The sequence below is a fragment of the Rhizobium anhuiense bv. trifolii genome (assembly GCF_024346605.1).
GTDB lineage: Bacteria > Pseudomonadota > Alphaproteobacteria > Rhizobiales > Rhizobiaceae > Rhizobium > Rhizobium anhuiense.
Map to the genome: position 1 here is coordinate 256,703 of NZ_CP098801.1, position 20,953 is coordinate 277,655.

At 59.4% G+C, this 20,953-nt stretch carries 19 protein-coding genes and 3 pseudogenes; 16 read left to right on the top strand and 6 right to left on the bottom strand.

Features of this window, described 5'->3' with window-relative positions; genetic code table 11:
• The first annotated feature begins 11 nt into the window (after nucleotides 1-11).
• The gene (locus NE851_RS01245; protein ID WP_183909672.1) at nucleotides 12-1,142 is read left to right on the top strand and encodes a Gfo/Idh/MocA family protein; all 1,131 of its coding nucleotides are present in this window, start codon (nucleotides 12-14) and stop codon (nucleotides 1,140-1,142) included.
• 232 nt (nucleotides 1,143-1,374) lie between these two features.
• On the opposite strand, the gene NE851_RS01250 is transcribed toward NE851_RS01245, so the two are convergent.
• From NE851_RS01250 to NE851_RS01260, 3 genes are all read right to left on the bottom strand, one after another.
• Nucleotides 1,375-2,181 carry a shikimate dehydrogenase family protein gene (locus tag NE851_RS01250; RefSeq protein ID WP_254955799.1) on the bottom strand — a complete coding sequence of 269 codons (807 nt, stop codon included), beginning with the start codon at nucleotides 2,179-2,181 and terminating at the stop codon, nucleotides 1,375-1,377.
• A complete protein-coding gene (locus NE851_RS01255; RefSeq protein ID WP_254955808.1) occupies nucleotides 2,178-3,863 on the bottom strand; it encodes an FG-GAP repeat domain-containing protein in 1,686 nt (561 codons plus the stop codon). The genes NE851_RS01250 and NE851_RS01255 overlap by 4 nt, the downstream gene beginning before the upstream one ends.
• Before the next feature lie 648 nt (nucleotides 3,864-4,511).
• Complete coding sequence (locus NE851_RS01260) at nucleotides 4,512-5,381, bottom strand: IclR family transcriptional regulator (RefSeq protein ID WP_246721398.1); 870 nt, start codon at nucleotides 5,379-5,381, stop codon at nucleotides 4,512-4,514.
• Nucleotides 5,382-5,640: 259 nt separating this feature from the next.
• On the opposite strand from NE851_RS01260, the gene NE851_RS01265 reads away from it, so the two are divergent.
• Both NE851_RS01265 and NE851_RS01270 read left to right on the top strand, forming a co-directional pair.
• Nucleotides 5,641-6,516, top strand: coding sequence for a ribokinase (locus NE851_RS01265; RefSeq protein ID WP_183906517.1), 876 nt, complete (start codon nucleotides 5,641-5,643; stop codon nucleotides 6,514-6,516).
• A gap of 76 nt (nucleotides 6,517-6,592) precedes the next feature.
• Nucleotides 6,593-7,168, top strand: coding sequence for a hypothetical protein (locus NE851_RS01270; RefSeq protein ID WP_254955810.1), 576 nt, complete (start codon nucleotides 6,593-6,595; stop codon nucleotides 7,166-7,168).
• A 207-nt stretch (nucleotides 7,169-7,375) separates the two neighbouring features.
• Here NE851_RS01270 and NE851_RS01275 read toward each other — a convergent pair.
• Nucleotides 7,376-7,612, bottom strand: a pseudogene (locus tag NE851_RS01275) (TetR/AcrR family transcriptional regulator); the annotation flags it as partial.
• Between NE851_RS01275 and NE851_RS01280 the strand changes: the two are divergent.
• The 11 genes from NE851_RS01280 to hutC (NE851_RS01330) all read left to right on the top strand — a co-directional run bounded on the left by NE851_RS01280 (nucleotide 7,594) and on the right by hutC (NE851_RS01330) (nucleotide 17,724).
• Nucleotides 7,594-7,797 (top strand): hypothetical protein, encoded by a 204-nt coding sequence (locus tag NE851_RS01280; protein ID WP_254956350.1) that lies wholly within the window; start codon nucleotides 7,594-7,596, stop codon nucleotides 7,795-7,797. The pseudogene NE851_RS01275 and the gene NE851_RS01280 sit on opposite strands and share 19 nt — an antisense overlap.
• Nucleotides 7,798-8,001: 204 nt before the next feature.
• Nucleotides 8,002-8,712 carry a histidine utilization transcriptional repressor HutC gene (gene hutC / locus NE851_RS01285; RefSeq protein ID WP_183909647.1) on the top strand — a complete coding sequence of 237 codons (711 nt, stop codon included), beginning with the start codon at nucleotides 8,002-8,004 and terminating at the stop codon, nucleotides 8,710-8,712.
• 269 nt (nucleotides 8,713-8,981) lie between these two features.
• Nucleotides 8,982-10,109 (top strand): ABC transporter ATP-binding protein, encoded by a 1,128-nt coding sequence (locus NE851_RS01290; RefSeq protein WP_254955811.1) that lies wholly within the window; start codon nucleotides 8,982-8,984, stop codon nucleotides 10,107-10,109.
• The gene (locus NE851_RS01295) at nucleotides 10,099-10,743 is read left to right on the top strand and encodes an ABC transporter permease (protein ID WP_153368342.1); all 645 of its coding nucleotides are present in this window, start codon (nucleotides 10,099-10,101) and stop codon (nucleotides 10,741-10,743) included. The genes NE851_RS01290 and NE851_RS01295 overlap by 11 nt, the downstream gene beginning before the upstream one ends.
• Nucleotides 10,744-10,747: 4 nt before the next feature.
• Entirely contained in the window at nucleotides 10,748-11,473 is a 726-nt protein-coding gene (locus tag NE851_RS01300) for an ABC transporter permease (RefSeq protein WP_183906513.1), read from the top strand.
• Nucleotides 11,474-11,484: 11 nt separating this feature from the next.
• The gene (locus NE851_RS01305; protein ID WP_254955815.1) at nucleotides 11,485-12,399 is read left to right on the top strand and encodes an ABC transporter substrate-binding protein; all 915 of its coding nucleotides are present in this window, start codon (nucleotides 11,485-11,487) and stop codon (nucleotides 12,397-12,399) included.
• Nucleotides 12,400-12,511: 112 nt separating this feature from the next.
• Entirely contained in the window at nucleotides 12,512-14,062 is a 1,551-nt protein-coding gene (locus tag NE851_RS01310) for an HAL/PAL/TAL family ammonia-lyase (protein ID WP_254955816.1), read from the top strand.
• Between the two features lie 16 nt (nucleotides 14,063-14,078).
• Nucleotides 14,079-15,284, top strand: coding sequence for a CaiB/BaiF CoA transferase family protein (locus NE851_RS01315; RefSeq protein ID WP_254955817.1), 1,206 nt, complete (start codon nucleotides 14,079-14,081; stop codon nucleotides 15,282-15,284).
• A 2-nt stretch (nucleotides 15,285-15,286) separates the two neighbouring features.
• Nucleotides 15,287-16,201 carry a 3-hydroxyacyl-CoA dehydrogenase family protein gene (locus NE851_RS01320; RefSeq protein WP_254955819.1) on the top strand — a complete coding sequence of 305 codons (915 nt, stop codon included), beginning with the start codon at nucleotides 15,287-15,289 and terminating at the stop codon, nucleotides 16,199-16,201.
• Nucleotides 16,198-16,974, top strand: a complete 777-nt coding sequence (locus tag NE851_RS01325; RefSeq protein WP_183909637.1) for an enoyl-CoA hydratase-related protein — start codon at nucleotides 16,198-16,200, stop codon at nucleotides 16,972-16,974. The genes NE851_RS01320 and NE851_RS01325 overlap by 4 nt, the downstream gene beginning before the upstream one ends.
• Before the next feature lie 33 nt (nucleotides 16,975-17,007).
• On the top strand, nucleotides 17,008-17,724 hold the full coding sequence (gene hutC / locus NE851_RS01330) for a histidine utilization transcriptional repressor HutC (RefSeq protein ID WP_438270072.1): 717 nt from the start codon (nucleotides 17,008-17,010) through the stop codon (nucleotides 17,722-17,724).
• Between the two features lie 393 nt (nucleotides 17,725-18,117).
• Here hutC (NE851_RS01330) and NE851_RS01335 read toward each other — a convergent pair.
• A pseudogene (locus NE851_RS01335) lies at nucleotides 18,118-19,001 on the bottom strand (LysR family transcriptional regulator).
• Between NE851_RS01335 and NE851_RS01340 the strand changes: the two are divergent.
• Nucleotides 18,980-19,279: pseudogene (locus tag NE851_RS01340) on the top strand (response regulator); the annotation flags it as partial. The pseudogenes NE851_RS01335 and NE851_RS01340 overlap by 22 nt on opposite strands.
• Before the next feature lie 158 nt (nucleotides 19,280-19,437).
• Here the strand turns inward: NE851_RS01340 and NE851_RS01345 are convergent.
• Complete coding sequence (locus NE851_RS01345) at nucleotides 19,438-20,073, bottom strand: TetR/AcrR family transcriptional regulator (protein ID WP_254955824.1); 636 nt, start codon at nucleotides 20,071-20,073, stop codon at nucleotides 19,438-19,440.
• 88 nt (nucleotides 20,074-20,161) lie between these two features.
• Here NE851_RS01345 and NE851_RS01350 point away from each other — a divergent pair, with 88 nt between their 5' ends.
• Nucleotides 20,162-20,935, top strand: coding sequence for an SDR family oxidoreductase (locus NE851_RS01350; RefSeq protein ID WP_254955826.1), 774 nt, complete (start codon nucleotides 20,162-20,164; stop codon nucleotides 20,933-20,935).
• The last annotated feature ends 18 nt before the right edge of the window (nucleotides 20,936-20,953 follow it).

Genomic DNA, 20,953 nt, shown 5'->3' on the forward strand with positions numbered 1-20,953 from the left:
ACTCTCGTCTCGTGCTGGATAGTCAGCCGCGGCGCTTCAAGCTGCCCACAAACCTTCATTCAACGGTGGAAGGCATCCTGGAAATGAACAAGCGTGTAGACAAGCCGCGGATCGGCGTGATCGGGGTGGGTTGGATCGGGTATCGTCATGCGAAATATTGCGGCTCATACTCCAGCTGCGAACTGGTCGGCGTGAGCGATCCTGGACCAGTTGCTGCGAAAGTCGGGGCTGAACTTGGTGTCCCCTGCTTTGCGTCAGTTGACGAGCTGCTTGATCGCGTCAAGCCCGACGGTGTGATCATTGCAACGCCGACGCAACTCCATCTTGAGACAGCCGGGAATGCGCTCGAGCGGGGCGTTGCGGTTCTGATTGAAAAGCCTATAGCCGACACGGTCGCTAACGCTCGGATGTTGGTTGACCTTGCGAAGCGAAAGAATACCCCAATCCTGATCGGGCATCATCGGCGCCATAACTCAGCGGTAAAGGAGGCACGAAGGCTGCTGATCGAAGGTGACATCGGTCGATTGCTCGCGGTAAACGTGCTCTGGGCTGTCAAAAAGCCAGACGATTACTTCGACGTGTCCTGGCGGAAGGAAAAAGGCGCAGGCCCCGTCCTGATTAATCTGATCCATGAAATCGACCTGCTTCGACATCTCTGCGGGGAGATTGAAACAGTCTCTGCGATCGTCACCAGCGAGGGGCGGGGAAATTCGGTCGAGGACACTGTGGTCGCCATGTTTAAGTTCAATAGCGGCGCAGTTGGAACGATTACTGCCTCCGATGCTACTCCTGCGCCTTGGTCGTGGGATTCAGCCACAGGGGAAAACCCGGCGATTTACCAGGGCCGGGAAAATGCTTTTCGTTTTCTAGGATCGAAAGGCTCACTCGAATTTCCAGACCTTTTTATCTGGCGATACGTCGACCAGGAAAAACCAGGCTGGCTATCGCCGATCTCCCGTGAATCGCGCGTTATTCAGCAGAACGAGGCTTATATCGCTCAACTAGAGCATTTCTGCCGCGTTATCCGACATGAAGAAGCGCCACTGATCGATGGTGAAGATGGTCTGCGCACGCTCACGGCAACTCTAGCAATCCACGAATCCGCAGAAACCGGAATGCCCGTGACCACTGCAATGGATTAGAAACGAGCTGGCGGCAGAGAGGCAAACTGGCCGCATAGTTGGCGACGTTGTTCCGAAGCCCAGGTGCTTTCATCGAAACGCTGGCTTTGAGGACCGTGTGCCAGAGTCGCGGCCTTGGCTCCGACGTCCCAGTCGTTGAGTTTGAGGGACGGCGGGTGAGATAATGCGAGATTTCCTGCGAGGCCGGATGGCCCGCGAGAACGGCATGCTGACGGGTAGGGTATGCCGGCAGCTAGGCCCAAAGCTCACAGATATGGTCGACGGTGAGGTCGGCTTGTCCGGTGATCATATGCATGCCGGAATGGGTTTCGACACCCTTTGCTGCAGCCAGTGCGAGAAGTCTGGTGGTCTCGGGTTGGGCAATGACTTCGGCGAAGGTCATTCCGGGCTGCAGGAGATCCGGATTAAGCGGGAGCGCGTCTGTATCCTGAAGACCGAGCGATGTGGCGTTGACGACGAGCTGGCCTGCTGCCGGCTCGGGTTTGCCTGCCTTGGCAACCTTCCTACCAAAGTCAGCATTCACCGTCTCCGCCAGCGCTTCGGCTTTGTCAAAGGTACGATTCGACACTGTGATACTGTTGGCACCTGCCTCGACGAGTGCGAACGCTATAGCGACCGAAGCACCACCGGCTCCGACGATGAGCGCGTCGCGACCCTCAATCGCGATCCCCTTGGATTGGAGGCCACGCACAAAGCCTTTGCCATCGAACTGGTAGCCTCGAAAGCTGCCGTCGCGTTCACGCCGGACGAAATTGACGGCGCCGACCCGGGTAGCCACCGGGTCGAGACTGTCGCAAAGATCGATCGCTGTCTGTTTATGAGGTAGGGTGATGCCGAACCCCACGAGGTTCGGCATCGCCTTCAGACCGGCCCAGATGGTAGTCAGGTCCTTTGCGGGTACATGGAGCGGGACAGATACGATATCTGCTCCGCGCGCCGCAAAGAGCGGATTGACCGCCGCCGGCGACTTGGCTTGGGCGATCGGGTCGCCGATGATGCCGACCAGCCTGGTTGTGCCTCGAATGTTGACACTACTCACCACGACAGTTCCTCGCGTTTGAGCCAGACGATGCTGCCGTCCTCGATCCCGACAATGATATCAAGATTCCCACGGCCGGCCCAATCGACGACTTCCGGGGAGGCGACATGCATCGCCATCTGAATGGTCTCGTCGCGGTGCTTGATGGGGATTGGCAAGGCAAACCGCGGCTCTTCTGGTGTTCCGACATTGCGGGAGTAGAAGAGGCCCGCCTGCTTCGTTGTATTGCGTGGCGCGCCGGTCGTTGGATCCGGTGGTACGCAGGCGCGGGCATGGGTACCAAAAATAAGGTCCGTGCGACCTGTGCCTTCCCAATCGCAGAAGCACAGCTTTATGCGCCCGCGCCCGCCGCCGACATCGACCGTAAAGCGAATAGCTTCGCCGTCTTCCCAACGTAGGAAACGTTTGTCGACGAGTTCCGTGTCGGACGCCTTCCTCCAGTCGCTGAGGACTCCGTCCTCATCCAATGCAACATAATGGAGGTCGTTGTCCTTGAGCCAGTCGACGACTGCCGGCCGAACCCGCCAGACCGTCTTCAACAGCTTGCCCTTGAAGGTTAGGAACTCCTCCTCGCCGAAGCGTGGCGGCAGGACCTTTTCGCCGGTGTTGCGGAATAGCCGGTGACGGCCCGTGACGTCGCTGACCAATATGTCCATGCTGCCATTGCCGGTCCAATCGGCAAGGGTCGGGCAGGAATAGCCGAACATCTTTTCAGACGGTCCCTGGATAGAGCCCGTCAATCCGGCTGCAAGCCGGATCGGAGCGTCGCCGCCCTTCAGCATGACTTCCTTGTCGAGATAAATGATCCCGTCCTTTTCCCGGCTCTGGTAGAAGAGAAGTTCGCCTGTGCTGTTTCCGACGACAAGATCGTAGTGGCCGTCACCGCTGAAGTCATAGGCTGCGGGGCTTGGCAGGATACCCGCGTGAATCAATGGCTTCGTGGTCTCGATGCGGCCGCGCTGCTCGAAACGTGGAAGTCCGTCTTCGCCATCTCCGACGTTCTTGAGGAAGCTGATGTAGCCATCCTCGGCGCCGTAAACGATATCTTCGCGACCGTCGCCATCCCAATCGACGACGCAGGGGAGGTGGATGCACTGTTGAAGTTCCAGAACCTTGTCGTCGACATCGCGGATAAGACTGGTCGGCTCGAAGGTTCCGTCTTCGCGCTGTCGGGCAATATGCAGGATATTCCAGAACTCGCCTGCGATGACGTGTTGCTGCTTAGTCCCGAACTTGCCGAATGCAGGCGCCAGCTGCCCATAGACCTCAAGTGGCGTTTCGCCGGCAACGAGTGCATGACCTTTTTCCAGCACGGGAGCTGCGAGTGAACCTTTGTTCTTGAATGCATAGAGGAAGCCACGCAGCGGACCGCCGAGCCAACGGCCCGCGTCGTCATAACCGCGATAACCTTCGTCGTTCCATTCCAGACCGTTCGGCCAGTAGTCATTCCAGTAGTCGCTACCGACAATCAGTTCCGGCACTCCGTCACCATCGATATCGTGGAACCGGGCCATGTGGAAATATTCGTTACCCTTAACCCAGTCGGCATTGAGGTCGAGGCGGACGGGATCGCCAAATTCAGGCGCGCCTTTTTTACCAACGTTGGGAAACACATAAATCTGCCTGCGCAGCCGCGACGCGGAGACAAGATGGAAGATATCCCCATCCTTGACGGCCGTCACGTAGCCGCGGACGCCTTCGACAAGCTCTTCTTCACCCAGAATGGGTGTGCCGTCAGGATTGGTGCCGATCTGGCGACGCAGGAAGACGCGACCGTCATAGCATGCGTCCCACGCAGAAATCAGCATATCCTTCGTACCCGTACCGCTCCAATCGACGATCTCGACACAGGTGATGATCCGGCCTGCGACTGCGGCGGATTTGACGTCTGGGTGGTATTTCAAAGCCTCCGAGCCATAATCCGGACCGTGCCAAAGAGTTGCGTCGTCCTCCCATCGCGTTACGCTCATCGCAAATCCTCTCTACTTGCAGACTTAATTGGAAATGATTTCTAAAACGAAACAGTCTTTCAAATCCAGTGAAAAATTGGGTTGAGTGCGTCTCGGGTGCAGAACATCGGGAACCGCAATATAATTGGAGGCTGAGAGTGAATATCGGCAGAGACCAGAGGTTAAACGGGAATGTACTCCCAAACAGCTTGCCTCGCAGCCGACCCCCGGTGGACAAAACGGCCCTAGCGAGGGCGCGGGAGGCGCAGAGCCTCCTGCGTGATGGCATATGATGATGTCTGCAATGCCAGAGCTCGGCGATCCTTTGCAGCGATTCACGCCAGCCGTGATTGTACTTCAAGGTAAAACTGTAGACGCCAGCTACCGGACTGCGCCGGTGGCGACGATCAGTGGCGTCAGGGTTCGCTGACGAACTCGCAGAGGCCAGATATCGCTCAGTTCTGCCGCTGCCTTATTGAGAGAACGGACGAGGTCGGGCCAACGATCTTCGGTTATGCGCATAAGAGGTCCCGCAACGGAGATCGTTCCAGCGACCGGTGCTTCAGCGTCAGAACTCGTTCGAAAGGGAACCGCAACCGCTGCGGTGCCAGCTTCACCCTCTTCGACAGAGGTTGCAAAGCCCCGCTCCCGGGTTTCATTCAGTCGGACTCTGAGTTCATCAATTGATCGAGCAGAATTGGGACCAAGCGTTCGTTTTGCCGTGAAACCGCGAGAATAGACGATCTCCAACGCGCGTTCTTCGGGCAGAGTGGAAAGCCACGCCTTTCCATTCGCCGTTGCGTGAAGAACAATTTCTTGTCCCATGTCCGGATCATATCGGAGGCCGGCTGTCGCACCTTGTGCCCGTGCCACCCATATCAGATCCTCATTTTCCAGGATTGCGAGACGGCAATATTCTTTCGTTTCCGCGGCCAGCCGATTCAGAACAGATTGGACCACGTCGGGGACATTCCGAGCATCAAGGTTCCGGAACGCCAAGGCGCTCAATCGAAGAGAAAGGGCATAGTTTTGGCTCGCAGCGTCTTGGGTGACCCAACCGTGGCTAATCAGCGTAGTCAAAAGGCGATGCACTGCACTCGCTGGCATATCAAGACGTCCAGCTAGGTCGGATAACTCGACGGATCCTGCTTCTCCAGCCAGCACCTCCAAAAGGGTCAAGCACCGTGATACGGCTGCGACAGTCAAACTTGAGATCTCCTTTTTTATGCAGCCTATAAGGTTTGTTTCCATTTTGGAATAGGCTTCCACAAATTCTAGATCGGGTCGTCGGCAGACAGGGAGTATTCGCTATAGGGCTCCCATCCTCACCACGCTTGCTGAAAATAGAAATCGATTCTAAAGTAAAAAACAATTTCAGGAGAGTGTTGATTATGGAGTTCCGGTGATGATATTCAGATGACCGACGACGATCACATTGACAGGGCGGGTCATCAGGGAAACCGAACGTTTTCGCGCAGCCGTCCAAAAGTAAGCCGAGGATTGGTACCCTATGATCGTCACGTTTGGATCAATCAATGTTGACCTCATCTACCTGGTCGACGAAATACCTCAGGCGGGTCAGACCGTCTTAGCCCGCGGATCGCGAACCGAGGCCGGAGGGAAGGGAGCTAACCAAGCGTTGGCGGCTGCGCGAGATGGCGCAAAAGTCATCATGACGGGGGCGGTGGGTGACGACGCCATGGCCCCCATCGCCCTTCAGAATTTGGAGGGCGAGGTCGATATCAGCCGCGTGGTTCGATCGAGCGAACCCACTGGCTCCGCCGCGATAATGATCGATGCCAATGGCCGCAACATGATTGCGGTTGCAGCCGGCGCCAACCTCGTCGCCCAGTCTGATGGTGTTGAAGATGAGCTGCTTGGAAATGCAGGTTACGTCCTGATGCAGATGGAAAACGACGCTACCCAGATCGAAAATCTAGTCAGACGGGTTTCCAACCATCCCGCAAAATCGATTCTCAACCTCGCGCCGGCCTACCGGCTGGATCGCGACCTTCTCTCTCTCGTCGATATCGTAATCGTGAACGAAGACGAGGCCGAAGCCCTTGCCGGTTGGCTTGGTTGCGAGCCGAGCGCGAGATCCTTGTCTGATGTTCTCAACACCGGTGTCCTACGCACAATGGGAGGAGAGGGAGCAGAAGCGTTTATCAACGGCGAGAACGCAAGGGTTCCGGCGCTGCGCGTTGATGTCGTGGATACGACTGCAGCTGGCGACTGTTTTGTAGGCGTCCTCGCGTCAGCTCTGGATCGAGGCCTCTCGCTCGACGCGGCAATGCGACGAGCCGCAAAGGCGGCTGCGATTGCCTGCTCGCGTCCGGGAAGCCAGTCGAGCATTCCTCACAACGACGAGACAGATAGTTGGACCTGAGAGAAGCCAAGGGCAAGCACCTGCCTGTACCCCCATCGAAATTGACTGAAGACCCTACCACTACAGACGACCTGCAATGAGCTATCCAGCATTTATCTCGGCGGTGTTCATTCTCCTCTTGAGCCCCGGGCCGACCAATACGCTGATGGGGTTGGCATCGGCACGCAACAGTTTTTGGCTCGTTCCGAAACTACTCCCTGCCGAACTGCTCGGTTACCTCACTATGATCGTGCCCCTAACGTGGCTTGGGGGAGCGCTGATCAGCCGTTGGCCGGAAACCGCCCTGATTTTGAAGGCCGCAGCGGCGATTTGGGTTATGTATCTCGCAACAAAGCTTTGGGTGGCGGAAAACAAAGATATCACGGACCGCAGCGTGACCGCGGGACGCATATATGTGACGACGACGCTTAACCCCAAGGCCCTCGTCTTCGGACTTGTTCTTCTACCTTCGCCGACCGCGCCGGACTTCCTGCCAAAGCTAGGGATTTTTGTCGCGCTGGCAAGCATCGTTGCCGCGATTTGGGGTTTGATCGGCAGCTTGACGCAGGTCGGTGCGCGAACCCAGAGGCGCCTAATGATACTTCAGCGGGCGGCGTCCATCTGGCTCGTTATCGTATCCTGCACGGTGGCCGCGGGGCTCTTTCCAGCCTAATACCATGCATATGATCGGTCTAGCTCGCATCTGAGCACCCTGCAATACTGACGCTGCAAGATCGAATTCCTCAGCCCGGTCTGGACGACCGCGCGATGACAGCTTGCTTAGGGCACCTCGCGCTCATCCGCATCGTCAGCAGATCCATCGACCACGAAGTCGTCACTCTGGCAACGCCACGCCTACTCGTTGAACCCGCCTTGGCATTCAGGCGGCACCGTCGCCCCGAGCTATCCGCCGGATTTCTGCTGCCGCGGCACTGAGAATGCCTTTCGACAAAGTCTCATCCTCTGCGATCCGCGACAGCGTGACGGGGCCAACCATGAGAGAAAGTATCGCCATGGCCCTGCTACCTTGTCCGGAGGCCTTAGCGTCCTCGATTATTTCCTTCAGCACTTCGATGTGAGCGCGGATACCGTCTTCAAATGGCCGCCTTACCTCTTGAAGACGACAGCGGCCATTCAAATGTCGTCGTCTGGCCCATGTTATTCGAGCGCCGTCGGCGCGTCGTGTTGGGATCGAGCATGATGGCGATCAATGGTCGGATCCAGCGGGGAGGGGAGGTCGTGCACCTCTTCGCCCAACAGCCTTTTGATCTGTCGGGTGAAAGCGATGCCGTTTGTGGTTGACCGGTTTCAGGTTCATGGCGGCCAGCTAATAGCGAACGCCTTCAAGGAAAGTTAATCTGACATCACCAGGGGCGGTCGGCCTTGGGTCGTTCTCCAAGAGCCATCGCCTATACAAGTTCACGTGCTATAAGGTTGCATTGTCAGCGAAAAAGAAAAGAACTCGCTGGCGTAAGCGCTCGCCTTGAATTTTTACATGGAGATTGCATGCTCTCGCAGCCGCAGCCTTTATACGAACAAATCAAACTCCATGTGCTAGAACGAATCGCGGATGGCACATTCCGGCCCGGCGCGAAAATACCAAGCGAAAACCAGCTTGCCGCTGAGTTGGGATCATCTCGATTGACCGCCCATCGCGCGCTGCGTGAGCTGACCGTGAGCGGTGTGCTGCAGAGGATTGCCGGCGTTGGAACGTTTGTTGCTCCGCCCCGAGCTTCGTCTACTTTCGTGTTGTTGCACAACATTGCGGACGACATACGAAACCGCGGAGAAGTTCTATCGATTCGCGTGCACGCCGTCGAGCAGACAAGTGTCCCGCCCGACGTTGCTCAGCGAATGGGAACAAGAGCTCGGGTTCCCATCTTCCACTCGCTTATCGTCTACTGCGCAAACGGCAGCCCGGTGCAACTAGAAGACCGATTTGTGTCTCCTGGCTTCGCTCCCGGCTATCTCAACCAGAACTTCACCAGTTATTCCACGACAGATTATCTCCAGTCGATCGCGCTTCCAACGCGCACCGAGAACGAGATCCAGGCCGTCCTTCCAACTGCCAGAGAAGCACAACTTCTCGAACTGAACGAGAGTGATCCTTGCCTTGTTGTCACGAGAAAGACTTGGGTCGGTGATGATGTCACAACATTCACACGGTTCATCCATCCGGGGACCCGCCATACTTTCATCACTCAAGATAGCCGCTGATGACCGGCGCGAAGGCGGCAGCTTTGATCTTGGAACGAGCGCTGCTGGCCATCCACATCCCAGCATTGGCGCATCGACCGGGGGAAACCTGGCGTCCGTGGTAGCGCATTTGATGCAGCTTGTGGCGCGTCTTTAAGCGCCACCATCCTCCAATCGCACATTTTATGTGCAATGCACCACAAAGGCTAAAAACTGGCCTTGCCCGGTTGCGCGCCCCTCACTTTTATGTAACCTATATATACAAGTACATATAGGTATGGTGAGCCAGGTTGATCACTTTCGAAAATGTGACGAAGCGCTATCACGGCGATGTTGTGGCGGTGAACGAACTGTCGTTCACGGCGCCGACCGGTAAATTGACGGTGCTTGTCGGGCCGTCCGGATGTGGCAAGACCACATCGCTTCGCATGATCAATCGCCTCGTGGCTCCGAGCTCCGGTACGATCCGGCTGGGCGACGAACCGACATCGCGGATGGACGAAGCGGTGCTTCGGCGTCGGATCGGCTATGTCATCCAGCATGCCGGCCTCTTCCCGCACCGGACGATCATCGACAATGTTGCGACGACCGCCCGCCTGAACGGCACGCCGAAGAAGCAGGCCCGCGCGATCGCGCTGGAGCTGCTCGAGCGTGTCGGTCTCTCGGAAAGCTTTGCGGACCGTTATCCCTGGCAGCTTTCGGGCGGCCAGCAGCAGCGCGTCGGCGTGGCGCGCGCGCTCGCCTCCAATCCCAAGTTCATGCTGATGGACGAGCCCTTCAGCGCGGTCGATCCCATCGTCCGCACACAGCTTCAGGACGAGTTCCTGCGTCTTCAGCGAGAAATGGGCAAGACCATCATCATGGTCACCCATGATATCGACGAGGCGCTGAAGCTCGGCGACCAGGTCGCCGTCCTGCGCGTCGGCGGCGAGCTCGCGCAGATCGCGACGCCGCAGGAGCTGCTGACGAAACCGGCCGATGCCTTCGTCGCCAATTTCGTCGGCCGCGACCGAGGCTATCGTTTCCTGGGTTTCGTCGGCGCCAATGGACGACTGGCTGTCAAGACCGAGCCGACCGTGCGCCTCGGCGATACGCCGGAAGCAGCGCGAGGTGCTACCAAGGATCGATGGCTGCTTGTCACCAACGAGCGCGGAGAGCCGCTTGGCTGGACGGAACCGGCAAGCCTGCAGGGACCAGTCCGGATGGGCGACCTCAATCTCAGTGGCACGCTCGCTTCGGCTGACGGCTCGCTACGACAGCTTCTCGACGCGGCTTTGAGCTCGCCCAGCCGCCGCGGTGTCGTCGTCGACGACAAGGGCCAGCTGATGGGCTCCATCGGGGTTGCGGATCTGGTTGCGCTGCTGGATGGATCGGAAGATCCGGCGGCTTCGGTGAAGGGAGCGGACCATGCGGTTTGACTGGCTGCTACGTGAGTCCGGAAATATTGCCAACCTGTTCTGGTGGCATGTCGGTCTTTCCGTTATTCCCGTCATCGCCGCTCTCATTCTTTCGCTGCCGCTTGGATGGCTGGCGCATAAGAGCGGGCTGTTCAAGTCGGCGATCCTCGGGGTCGCGGGCCTGCTCTACACCATTCCGTCGCTCGCGCTCTTCGTTCTTCTGCCTCTGGTGCTGCACACGAAAATCCTCGATCCGCTCAACGTGGTTGTGGCACTGACGGTCTATTCACTGGCCCTGCTTGTCCGCACAGTCAGCGATGGCCTCGGCGCCGTGCCCCCGGATACGCTGCAGGCCGCCACCGCCATGGGATACCGGCCCTTGCAGCGGTTCTTCATGGTCGAGCTGCCGATTGCCGTGCCCGTTATCGCCGCCGGTCTGCGCGTGGCGCTCGTCTCCAATGTGAGCATCGTTTCCGTCGCTGCCTTGATTGGGACACCGCAGCTCGGGCTGCTGTTCACGCAAGGTCTTCAGCTTCGGTTCGTCACGCCGCTGATCGCCGGCATCGTGCTCTGCCTGTTGCTTGCCGTCGTCCTCGACGGTCTCGTCATCCTGCTCAATCGCTGGCTGACGCCCTGGCGGCCGAGAAAGGTGTGAGCTCATGATCGAATGGTTTCTCAATCCAGCGCAATGGCAGGGCTCGGAGGGCATCCCGAACCTTCTTGCCCAGCACCTGCAATATAGTTTCATCTCGCTTTTCATCGCGGCGCTCATCGGCCTGCCTGCCGGCCTCTATGTCGGGCATACCGGCAAGGGGACTTTCCTGATCGCCGGCCTTGCGAACGCCACGCGCGCCTTGCCGAGCCTCGGCCTGATCGTCCTGCTCGTCATTCTCGTCGGGCCTTATTTCAAATCGGACCTGGCCTATCTGGTGCCGAGTATCGCCGTTCTGGTGCTGATCGCGGTGCCGCCGATCATGATGGGCGCCTATTCCGGAATCACCTCGGTGGATCCGGCGGCTGTCGATGCGGCCAGAGGCATGGGATACAGACCACTCGCCTTGCTGCTCACCGTCGAGTTTCCCTGTGCATTGCCGCTGATCTTTTCGGGCTTCCGCAGTGCGGCCTTGCAGGTGATTTCGACAGCGACAATCGCTGCCTACGTCTCGCTTGGTGGCCTCGGCCGGCTCATCATCGATGGCCGCGCCCAAAACGACTACATGCAGATGGCCTCTGGCGCCGTTCTCGTGGGTGTTCTCGCCCTGATCGTCGACCTGTTCTTCGGCCTCGCATCCAGGATCGCAGTCTCGCCCGGCTTGACGCGCCGGACTGTGAAAGGCGTCGCCAGCCGACGCCAGCTTGCAAACGAAAAACAACGGAACAGCTAGGAAGAACGATTATGATAAAGCGAAACATGCTTGCAATCGGCGCTATTGCCATTTCTGCCCTTCTCACGGTCGCTCCGCTCGCGCGGGCTGAAGACCCCTTGTCCTCGAGCACGCCACGCTCGGATGCCGATACGATCATCGTCGGATCCGCGGACTTCCCGGAAAGCCAGCTTCTTGCCAAGATTTATGCCCTGGCGCTCGCTGCCAAGGGCATGAAGGTGGACACGAAGCTCAATATCGGCAGCCGTGAAGTCTACATGCCGGCGCTGCTCGACGGCTCGATCGACCTTCTTCCCGAATATGCCGGCGCGACGCTGAGCTATCTCGACAAGAGCGCCACCGCGCATGCCCCGAAGGATGTCGTCGAGGCGCTCGGCAAGGTGCTGCCGAAGGGCGTGTCGATGCTGACCGCATCCGATGCCCAGGATTCGGACGTGCTTGCCGTCACCGAAGAAACCGCCAAGAAATACTCCCTGACATCGATCGAGGATCTGAAGCCGGTCGCCGGCGAATTCATCCTCGGCGGTCCGCCGGAATGGAAGACGCGCAAGGAAGGCGTCGTCGGTCTGAAGGACGTCTATGGCCTGGTATTCATGGATTTCAAAACCCTTGACGTGGCCGGTCCGCTGACCCTTTCGGCTCTGATCAATGGTCAGGTTCATGCCGCTGATATGACCTCGACCGATCCGGCGATGAAGGCGAGCAAGCTCGTCGCGCTGAAGGATACGAAGAACCTGTTCCCGGCGCAGAACATCCTGCCGATAATCGCCACTAGCAAGGTCAGCGACAAGGTCACCGCGACGCTCAATGCCGTCTCCGCCGCGCTGACAACCGAGGACCTGATCGAGATGAACGGCCGCCTCGCCAATCAGGAAAGCTTCGACACCGTTGCCGGCGATTGGCTGGCGAAGAACAAGCTGAATTAATCGATATCCCGGCGGCCGAGCCATGTTCGGCCGCCGTCACCTGGACAGAGGGAAGTAGAGAGGCCGCTTGTCTCCAGACGGGGAAAGCCGGCGTCCGCCCAAGGAAACCGGAATGCCACACAGCAGCAAACGTTCACAGAACTCCACGACCGTTCGGCTCGGCGCGTCGCCGACCACGATCAAGGATATCGCGGACATCGCCGCCGGAGCAAGAGTGACCCTTTGCCCCGATGCAGTAGACGGCATGAGCAAAGTTCAGACTCTTCTGCTTCAAGCCATTGAGGCAAACAGGCCGATATATGGCCTGACGACGGGAGTCGGCGACCTCTACACCGTGAAGCTTGAGCCCGAGGATATTTCCCGTGCGCAGCTCAATATGCTGCTCAGCCACGCGAGCGGCATGGGCACGCCGCTTGATCCGCCGGCCGTGCGCGCCATCATGGCGACGATGATCAAGGCGCTCTTGCAGGGCTGCAGCGGCGTCAGCGCCGGGCTTGTCGAGACCATGAGCGAGATGCTCAACCGCGGCGTCATCCCCTGGTCGCCTGCGAAAGGTTCGGTCGGCTATCTGATCGCCACCTCGCATATCGGTCTCGTCATTTTCGGCGAGGGACGCGCCTGGTACGAAGGCGAGCTGCTTTCGGGACGTGAGGCGATGGCCCGCGCCGGCATTGCCATCAAGGCGCCCGGTCCGCGAGAAGGGCATGCGCTGATCAGTGGCACCTATGAAATTACCGGCATGGGCGCACTCGCCGTCCATCAGGCTGAGCAGTTGGTGGCGATTGCCGATGTCGCCGGCGCCATGAGCCTGGAAGCGCTGAAAGGCAACAGCCGCGGCTATGACGAGCGCCTTCAGCGGATGCGGCCGCATCCTGGACAGGTCGAGACGGCGAGCCGGCTGCGAAGCCTGTTGTCGGATAGCGAGGTACTGGCGAAGCACCGCGATCATCGCCTTCAGGATGCGCTTAGCCTGCGCTGCATTCCGCAGGTCCATGGCAGCGTGCGCGATGCGCTCGCCTATTGCCGCGATGTCCTGACCATCGAGATCAACTCGGTGACTGACAACCCCGTTTTCGTCATCGAAGACGAGGAGCTCGTGCCTTTGCCCGGCGGCAACGGCCATGGCGCGCCAACGGCGCTGGCGCTGGATGTGCTGGCGATCGCAATCGCCCATGTGAGCACCATGTCGCAGGCAAGGTCTGACCGCCTGACCAATGGCCATATCAGCGAGCTGCCACCTTTCCTCATGGGCGCGAGCGGCGCCAATTCCGGGTTCATGATCCCGCCTTATGCGGCCGCTGCCATTGCCGGCGACAATCGCAGCCTTGCGGCGCCGGCTTCGGTCCACACGGTGAGCACCTGCGCCAGCCAGGAGGACCATGTGAGCATGGGCGTCTCCGCCGCAATGCAGGCGCGTGCAGCGGCCGACAATCTCGCCGATATCCTGACGATCGAGCTCATCTGTGCCGCCCAGGGGCTGGAATTTCACCGGCCTTTGCGGCCGGGGAGGGGTACGGGTGCGGCGTATGACGCGATCCGGCATGTCGTTCCGCCACGCGACGGCGACCGCGCCATGTACCCAGAACTACAGGCCGTTCGCGACCTCATCGACAACGGCACCATCGCCGGGGCCGTCGACCGTGCCCTCGCAGTCAACGTTTAAGAGCTTGGAGACTTCCGTGACCGAAACAACGCAGGCCGTACGGCCGCTCGATGGAATAAAGGTGCTGGATCTGGCGCGCGTGCTTGCGGGGCCTCTGTGCTCGGCCATGCTCGGCGATCTCGGCGCGACGGTGACTAAGATCGAAATCCCCGATCATGGCGACGATTCCCGCGCCTTCTCCCCGCATGTTGGCGGCGAGAGCAGCTATTTCATGCTGGTCAATCGCGGCAAGAAGAGCGTCACGCTCGATCTGAAATCGGACGAGGGCCGCGAACTGCTGCTCGGATTGATCAAGCAGGCCGATATTCTCGTCGAAAATTTCCGGCCGGGCGTCACAGCGCGTTTGGGCATCGACTACGAGGCCGTAAAAGCACTCAATCCGCGCCTGATCTATGTCAGTATTTCCGGCTTCGGCCAGGACGGGCCACTTGCCCACCGTGCCGCCTACGATCATGTCGTCCAGGCAATGGGCGGCATCATGACCGTCACCGGCTGGCCGGATGGGCCGCCGACCCGCGTGGGCGATGCGATCGGCGATGTTGTCGCCGGCATCTACGGCTCCTGGGGCGCGCTTGCGGCGCTGTTTCAGCGCGATCGGACCGGCAAGGGTCAGCATGTCGATGTCGCCATGCTCGATTCTATCATGTCCCTGCAAATGGTCTCGCTGTCGCAGATCACAGGCGGCAAGGGCGCTCCCGGCCGCGTCGGCAACGCACATCCGATCAGTGCGCCGATGGATTCCTATCAGGCGATCGATGGCTATGTTGTCATCGCCGTTGCCAACGATGCGCTCTTTGCCCGACTGGCGCGCGCGCTCGGCAATCCGAGTCTGACCGAGGATCCCCGCTTCAAGACGGATCCGGATCGGCAGGGCCATCAGGAGGAGCTGCGAGCCCTCATCGAGGCTTGGACGCGTACCCGCTCGACGGAGGAGGTGACGCAGCTCCTCGATGAGGCGGGTGTCCCGGCCGCGCCGATCTACAATCTCGCCCAGGCGCTCGCTACGCCGCATGCGCAGCACCGCCAGCTATTGCATACCGTGGAGCATCGCAATGCCGGTGAATTCCAGGTCATGCCGCAGCCGGTTCGCTTCAGCGGCATTACCTCGGGCGGGGATTATGCCGCGCCGACCTTGGGTCAACATACTGATGCAGTCTTGAGCGATGAGTTGGGGTTGGCCGGCCCCGATATCGAAAATCTCCGGTTGCGGGGAGTCATCTGACCATGGCGCAGGACATCAACGACAAGACCCGCACCGGGCCGAAGGTCGCCGTCCTCGGCGCGGGCACGATGGGTGCCGGCATCGCCGGCGTGTTTGCAGCACAAGGCTATCCCGTCGCCGTCTATTCCCGCAGCTCGGAGACGCTTGACAAGGCGCGGAGCCGGATCGTCGCCATCGCTGGCGAAGCGGCGGTCACGTACACGACCTCGATGGAGGATTGCGTTGCCGGCGCCGGCATCGTCAGTGAGAATCTCGCGGAAGACGTTACGCTGAAGCAGCGCGTCTTCGGCGAGATCGAAGCCATGGCGCCGGTCGATTGCCTTTTGACAACGAATACTTCCAGCGTTCCGATCACCCTGATCGCGGCGGGGCTTGCCTGGCCGGAGCGGGTTGTCGGCATTCACTGGTTCAATCCGCCGGCTGTCATGCCGCTTGTCGAAATCGTGCGCGGCGAGAAAACCTCGGATGAGGTCGTCCAACGCGCCCGCGCGCTCTGCGCCGATATCGGCAAGGAAGTGATCGAGGTGAAGACCGATATAGCGGGTTTCGTCGTCAATCGGCTGCAATACGCGATCCTGCGCGAGGCGCTCCATCTCGTCGAAGTAGGCGCCGCCTCCATCGAGGATGTCGACCGGGCGGTCGAAACGACGCTTGCGCCGCGGTGGTCTGCGGCAGGGCCGCTGCGGCTGATGGATCTGGCCGGTCTCGACACGGTCGAGAAAGTGTCGCGCATTCTGATGCCGGCGCTCGATCGCAGCGAAGGCATCCCCTCCCTGGTTCGCCGGCTGTGTGAGGAAGGTGCTTTCGGAACGAAGAGCGGCCACGGCTTTTACGACTGGACGGCTGAAGAGATCGCGGCTGCAATCGCGCGCCGCGACGATACCGTCCGCCTGCTGACGGAAAGGCGCAAGCCATGACATCATCTCTCGTCAAAACGGAGAAGCAACGCGGCTTCGCGCGCGTCATCCTCGACCGGCCAGCCAAGCGAAACGCGCTTAACATCGAGATGCTGACCGGGCTTGTCGATGCGCTGCGCGACTGCCAGGCGGATCACTCCGTGCGGGCGATCGTCATTAGCGGCAGCGAGCGCGGCTTTGCCGCCGGCGCCGATATCGGGTCGCTAGCCGCCGCCACTCCCATCGAGCTTTATACCAGCGGCTTCAGCGAGAAATGGGACGAGGTGGCGGCCATCACCAAGCCGCTCATCGCTGCGATCTCGAGCTATGCCCTTGGCGGCGGTCTTGAGCTGGCGCTGATCTGCGACATCGTCGTCGCCGATCGCACGGCGGTGCTCGGCCTTCCGGAAACCGCAATCGGCACCATACCCGGCGCCGGCGGAACCCAGCGCCTCGTGCGCGCCGTCGGCAAGTCCATGGCGATGGAGATGGTCTTGGCGGGGCGAAAGCTCGACGCGGAGGAGGCAAGGGCCTGCGGCCTGATCAGCAGCATCGCCGTCGATGGCGAGACGGTGGCCGATCTAGCCTGCGCGATCGCCGAGCGTATCGCTCGAGCTGCCCCCATCGCAGTCACCATGGCCAAGGCCGCTGTTCTCGAAAGTTTCGAGACTCCGCTGTCCGCTGGCATTCGTTACGAGCGTTCGCTGTCCGCATTGATTGCGGCAAGCGACGACCGGGCGGAGGGGATGCGTGCCTTTGCCGCAAAGGAACGGCCGCAGTTCAAGGGACGGTAAGCCGTGGAAACGCCGCGCGGGCAGGATAACCGCATAAGCGGTCCAAATCCGGCAGGAAGGTTACGAACCTATAAGGACGTTAAACAATTTATTCTTGTGTGCATCCGTACCGGAAAATGGCCGCCACACCACCGTGTGCCGTCCGAAAATCAACTCGTGGTATCGTATGGAGTCAGCAAGACCACCGCTGAGCGCGCGTTGTACGAACTTGCAAGCGAAGGCGTACTGCGGCGGATACCCGGAATCGGTTCGTTCGTAGCCAAACCAAAATGCTTCCCGGCGGTCCTCGATATGCTCGATATTGCTGAAGATATTCGCCAGAGTGGAGAAATTCATACGGCCAATGTTATCACATTGGCTGAAAATCCAGCCAGTTTCGAGATCGGCAATGAACTCGGGGTTGAGGTCGGCTCCACAGTTTTTCATTCCGTGATCCTGCATCACAAAGACAATGTTCCGGTGCAGTTGGAAGATCGCTTCGTACTTCCAAGCGCCGTTCCTGCCTACCTCGCGCAGGATTTCACCGAGCGTACGCCTACTTCTTATCTCCTAGAGGCCGCGCAGGGTGCCAGAAACGAATATTCCATAAAAGCGGTTTCGCCAGAGGGATGGGAACAGACGCTCCTTGCGATCCTTCCGACCAAGCCGTGTTTGTCCATCCACGTGCGCCTCACTTCAAACCGGAATGTAATCTCGGTTGCTCGCTTGGTTTCTCCGGCTGGTCGGTATCGACTTGAAGCGATCCGTTGACATGCCGCGCAAGCCGACTAAGGTCCACAATAGAGCTTACGCCGCAGCCAGGTCTCGCTAGTATCAAGTGGGCGCATTATCAGATACTTAGCGAATGCAAGGCGCGATCAGTGGTTCGAGTCCTTTCAAGAGCTTCGTCATCAGATTTCCCTTCACAGCGATTTCCGGACAGTTGATTACCGCACGCGGGCCGGACATCAATATCAAGCCAAGATAATGCTTTTTGGGAAGCGTTTAAGGATGTCAGGTAAACGGTCGTTTTCCTTACATGCGTTGGTCGCATTGAATGGTCATGTTTGCAACGGTCTTGATAGAAACGCGAAATGCCCTCCACCGGAGGCAAAATCGGCGGTCTCATTTGGGAATACTGTGATGTTACGCGCAGCAGCAGGCTCAAGGCTGCGTGAGCCGTCCGGCCGCGTAGTCGCGCGCAAGCGCGATAAAGGCTTGGAAGGCGGCGGAGGAATTGCGCCGATTGGAAAATAGAGGCACAGCGGCACCAGCGGCGGCGTCCAGTCTTCCAGAATGCGAACGAGCCTTCCCGCTGCGAAGTCTTCGCGGACATCGGTTTCCATGAAATAACCGATCCACACGCCGTTCGCCACGGCGATCCGCGCCAGCGATGCTTCGTCAAGAGTGATCGGCCCCTCGACGTCGAGCTGCAGTTCTTCACCGCCCTTCTCGAACCACCATCGGAGCATTAGGCCATTGGGAAGCCGCCCGCGAACGCAAGGGTAAGAGAGCAAATCCTGCGGCACTTGGGGGATCGCCCTGTTTTCGAATAAGGCGGGAGATGCGGCAACCGCCATGCGTCGCATCTTACCCAGCGGTATGGCGATCGCGTCGCTGGGTACCAGATCTTCGCTGCGCAATCCCAGATCGAAGCCGGCCGCCACGACGTCAACAAGCCGCCCCTCGGTGACGAGGTCGATGTGAACCTGCGGATAGAGCTGCAGATAGCTCAGGACCAGCGGCACCATGATCTCGCGCGCTGCCGTCGCGAAGGCATTGATGCGCAAGATGCCGGACGGCGTCTCCTGCTGGGAGCGCGCCGTATTCATCGCTTTTTGGATGCCTTCGAGTGCTGGCTTGATCTGTGCGACGAAGATGCGCCCCGCGTAAGTGAGCGAGACGCTGCGCGTGGTGCGATTGAATAATCGCACGTCAAGCTCCCGCTCGAGCTTGCCCACCGCGCTGCTGATGGCCGTGGTCGACATGCCGAGATCGAGCGCCGCCGCTCGAAACGAGCCGCAACGCGTCGAAGCCGGATTTCGCATTCGTCGATATCCACCTCATGGATGGCCCGACCGGGATCGACGTGGGTCGCGAACTAGCAGCTGCGGGCATTCCATATGTCTTTGTCAGCGGCAATATTAAGAAGATCCCGGAAGGGTTTGCCGGTGCCCTTGGTGCAATTGAAAAGCCTTACACTATGAACGGAATGAAAAATGCCCTGACTTACATTTCCGCAATCGTAGGAGGCGACGAGAGCGGTGCGCCGCCCGCAAGTCTGGTTCTGGCGGAAGACGCGAATGCAGGAAAACGGTTCGGCTAAGACGCAATGGGTAACGTCGGCCCAACACGAGCAAAAAATGGGAGGAATCGATGAGTGAAAGCCAAAACATTTTGAAAGAGGTCAAACCGAGGCTGCATGCGTTGATCGATGAGTTCGTCGCCAAAGGTGCCGACCGATCCGATCTACATGACGCGTCTTCAAACCGTATGCTCAGCTGATGTCCGACGCTTTCCCGGCCAGGCCGTTAGCGCGATGTCAATCAGCCGCTTCAGCAGAGCATTGCAGGCACCGTCACAGGCCTGGGCCGACATACCCTGGATAATCGCACCATAGAAGCGCGCGAGCGTATCGGTATCGGTTTGCGCCGGCAATTCGCCTTCCTCGACGGCACGGTCGAAGCGGGTCTTGAGGGTTTGGATCGACGCCTCGCGTAAGGCCGCTGTCATGCGCGCAACGGATGCATTCTCTTCTGCGTGCTGGAGGACGGCCGTCGAAACCATGCAACCTGCCGGCTTGTCCGGCTGGGTATCGCCGTCAGCAATGTCATAAAGGTAGAGGCCCAGAGCCTTGTGCAGCGGAAGATTGGATGCCAGGATTTCTGACCGGCGGCTGTTTTCACGGGCAATGCTGAAGTCGAGCGCCTGGCGATACAACTCCTCCTTCGAGCCGAAGGTCGAGTAAAGGGTCGGCGGATTGATCCCCATGGCCTTGGTGAGGTCTGCGGTCGAGGTTCCCTCGTAGCCGCGTTCCCAGAATAGGCGTGCCGCGATGTCGAGCCCGACGTCACGATCGAGCACGCGCGGTCTCCCTCGTTTGCGCGTTGGCTGCTGCATTAAAATAGTGACCCCTATTTAAATATTGACAGGCATCTTTCGGCCCTTATTATAGGGATCACTATTTAAATTCGCAACGGAGTGATCCATGTCCCAGAGACTCGCAAACAAGATAGCCCTCATCACCGGAAGCTCGCGTGGTATCGGCCGCGCCGCAGCCCTTGCCTTCGCCAGGGAGGGCGCCGCGCTGATCGGCGTGCATTACACCGCCAATGTGGACGCGGCCAATGCAACCGTCCGCGACATCGAGGCGCTCGGCGTCAAGGCCGTTGCGGTGAAGGCGGATCTCCGACAGGGCAAAGATGCCGCCGACAGTATTTGGGCGCAGTTTAGTGACGCTGCGCGAGCCGAGACGGGTTCGCTCGTTCTCGACATTCTGGTCAACAATGCCGGCATTGCACCTGCGATACCCTTGAAGCAGACGAGCGAGGCCGCATTCGACGAGGTAATGACGATCAACTACAAGGCGCCATTCTTCCTCATCCAGGCTGCGGCGGACAACATTCGCGACAGCGGCCGGATCATCAATGTCTCGACCGGTTTCACGCGAATTGCGGCACCGACGCATCCAGCCTATGCGGCTTCCAAGGGAGCACTGGAGACACTGACCTTGGCGCTGGCACCTGAGTTAGCACGGCGCGGAATTACTGTGAACGCCGTGCTGCCGGGCGTGACCGAGACGGATATGAACGCCGAGTGGCTGGCTTCACCGGACGCCCGCGCCGGCGCCGAAGCCCTCTCTGTCTTTTCTCGTGTTGGCCGTGCAGAGGATGTCGCTGATGTCATCGCGTTCCTGGCCTCGAACGAGGCACGATGGACGACAGGTCAAATGATCGATGCAACAGGTGGTGCCCGGATCTGATCCAATCTGGGGCTCACT

Coding starts and splice junctions, on each gene's coding strand:
- NE851_RS01295 (WP_153368342.1), top strand. CDS start 10,099: ATGCGGTTTGACTGGCTGCTACGTGAGTCCGGAAATATTGCCAACCTG.
- NE851_RS01280 (WP_254956350.1), top strand. CDS start 7,594: ATGGCCGCCTTACCTCTTGAAGACGACAGCGGCCATTCAAATGTCGTC.
- NE851_RS01260 (WP_246721398.1), bottom strand. CDS start 5,381: ATGGAAACAAACCTTATAGGCTGCATAAAAAAGGAGATCTCAAGTTTG.
- NE851_RS01320 (WP_254955819.1), top strand. CDS start 15,287: ATGGCGCAGGACATCAACGACAAGACCCGCACCGGGCCGAAGGTCGCC.
- NE851_RS01265 (WP_183906517.1), top strand. CDS start 5,641: ATGATCGTCACGTTTGGATCAATCAATGTTGACCTCATCTACCTGGTC.
- NE851_RS01305 (WP_254955815.1), top strand. CDS start 11,485: ATGATAAAGCGAAACATGCTTGCAATCGGCGCTATTGCCATTTCTGCC.
- NE851_RS01270 (WP_254955810.1), top strand. CDS start 6,593: ATGAGCTATCCAGCATTTATCTCGGCGGTGTTCATTCTCCTCTTGAGC.
- NE851_RS01310 (WP_254955816.1), top strand. CDS start 12,512: ATGCCACACAGCAGCAAACGTTCACAGAACTCCACGACCGTTCGGCTC.
- hutC (WP_183909647.1), top strand. CDS start 8,002: ATGCTCTCGCAGCCGCAGCCTTTATACGAACAAATCAAACTCCATGTG.
- NE851_RS01350 (WP_254955826.1), top strand. CDS start 20,162: ATGTCCCAGAGACTCGCAAACAAGATAGCCCTCATCACCGGAAGCTCG.
- NE851_RS01325 (WP_183909637.1), top strand. CDS start 16,198: ATGACATCATCTCTCGTCAAAACGGAGAAGCAACGCGGCTTCGCGCGC.
- NE851_RS01300 (WP_183906513.1), top strand. CDS start 10,748: ATGATCGAATGGTTTCTCAATCCAGCGCAATGGCAGGGCTCGGAGGGC.
- NE851_RS01345 (WP_254955824.1), bottom strand. CDS start 20,073: ATGCAGCAGCCAACGCGCAAACGAGGGAGACCGCGCGTGCTCGATCGT.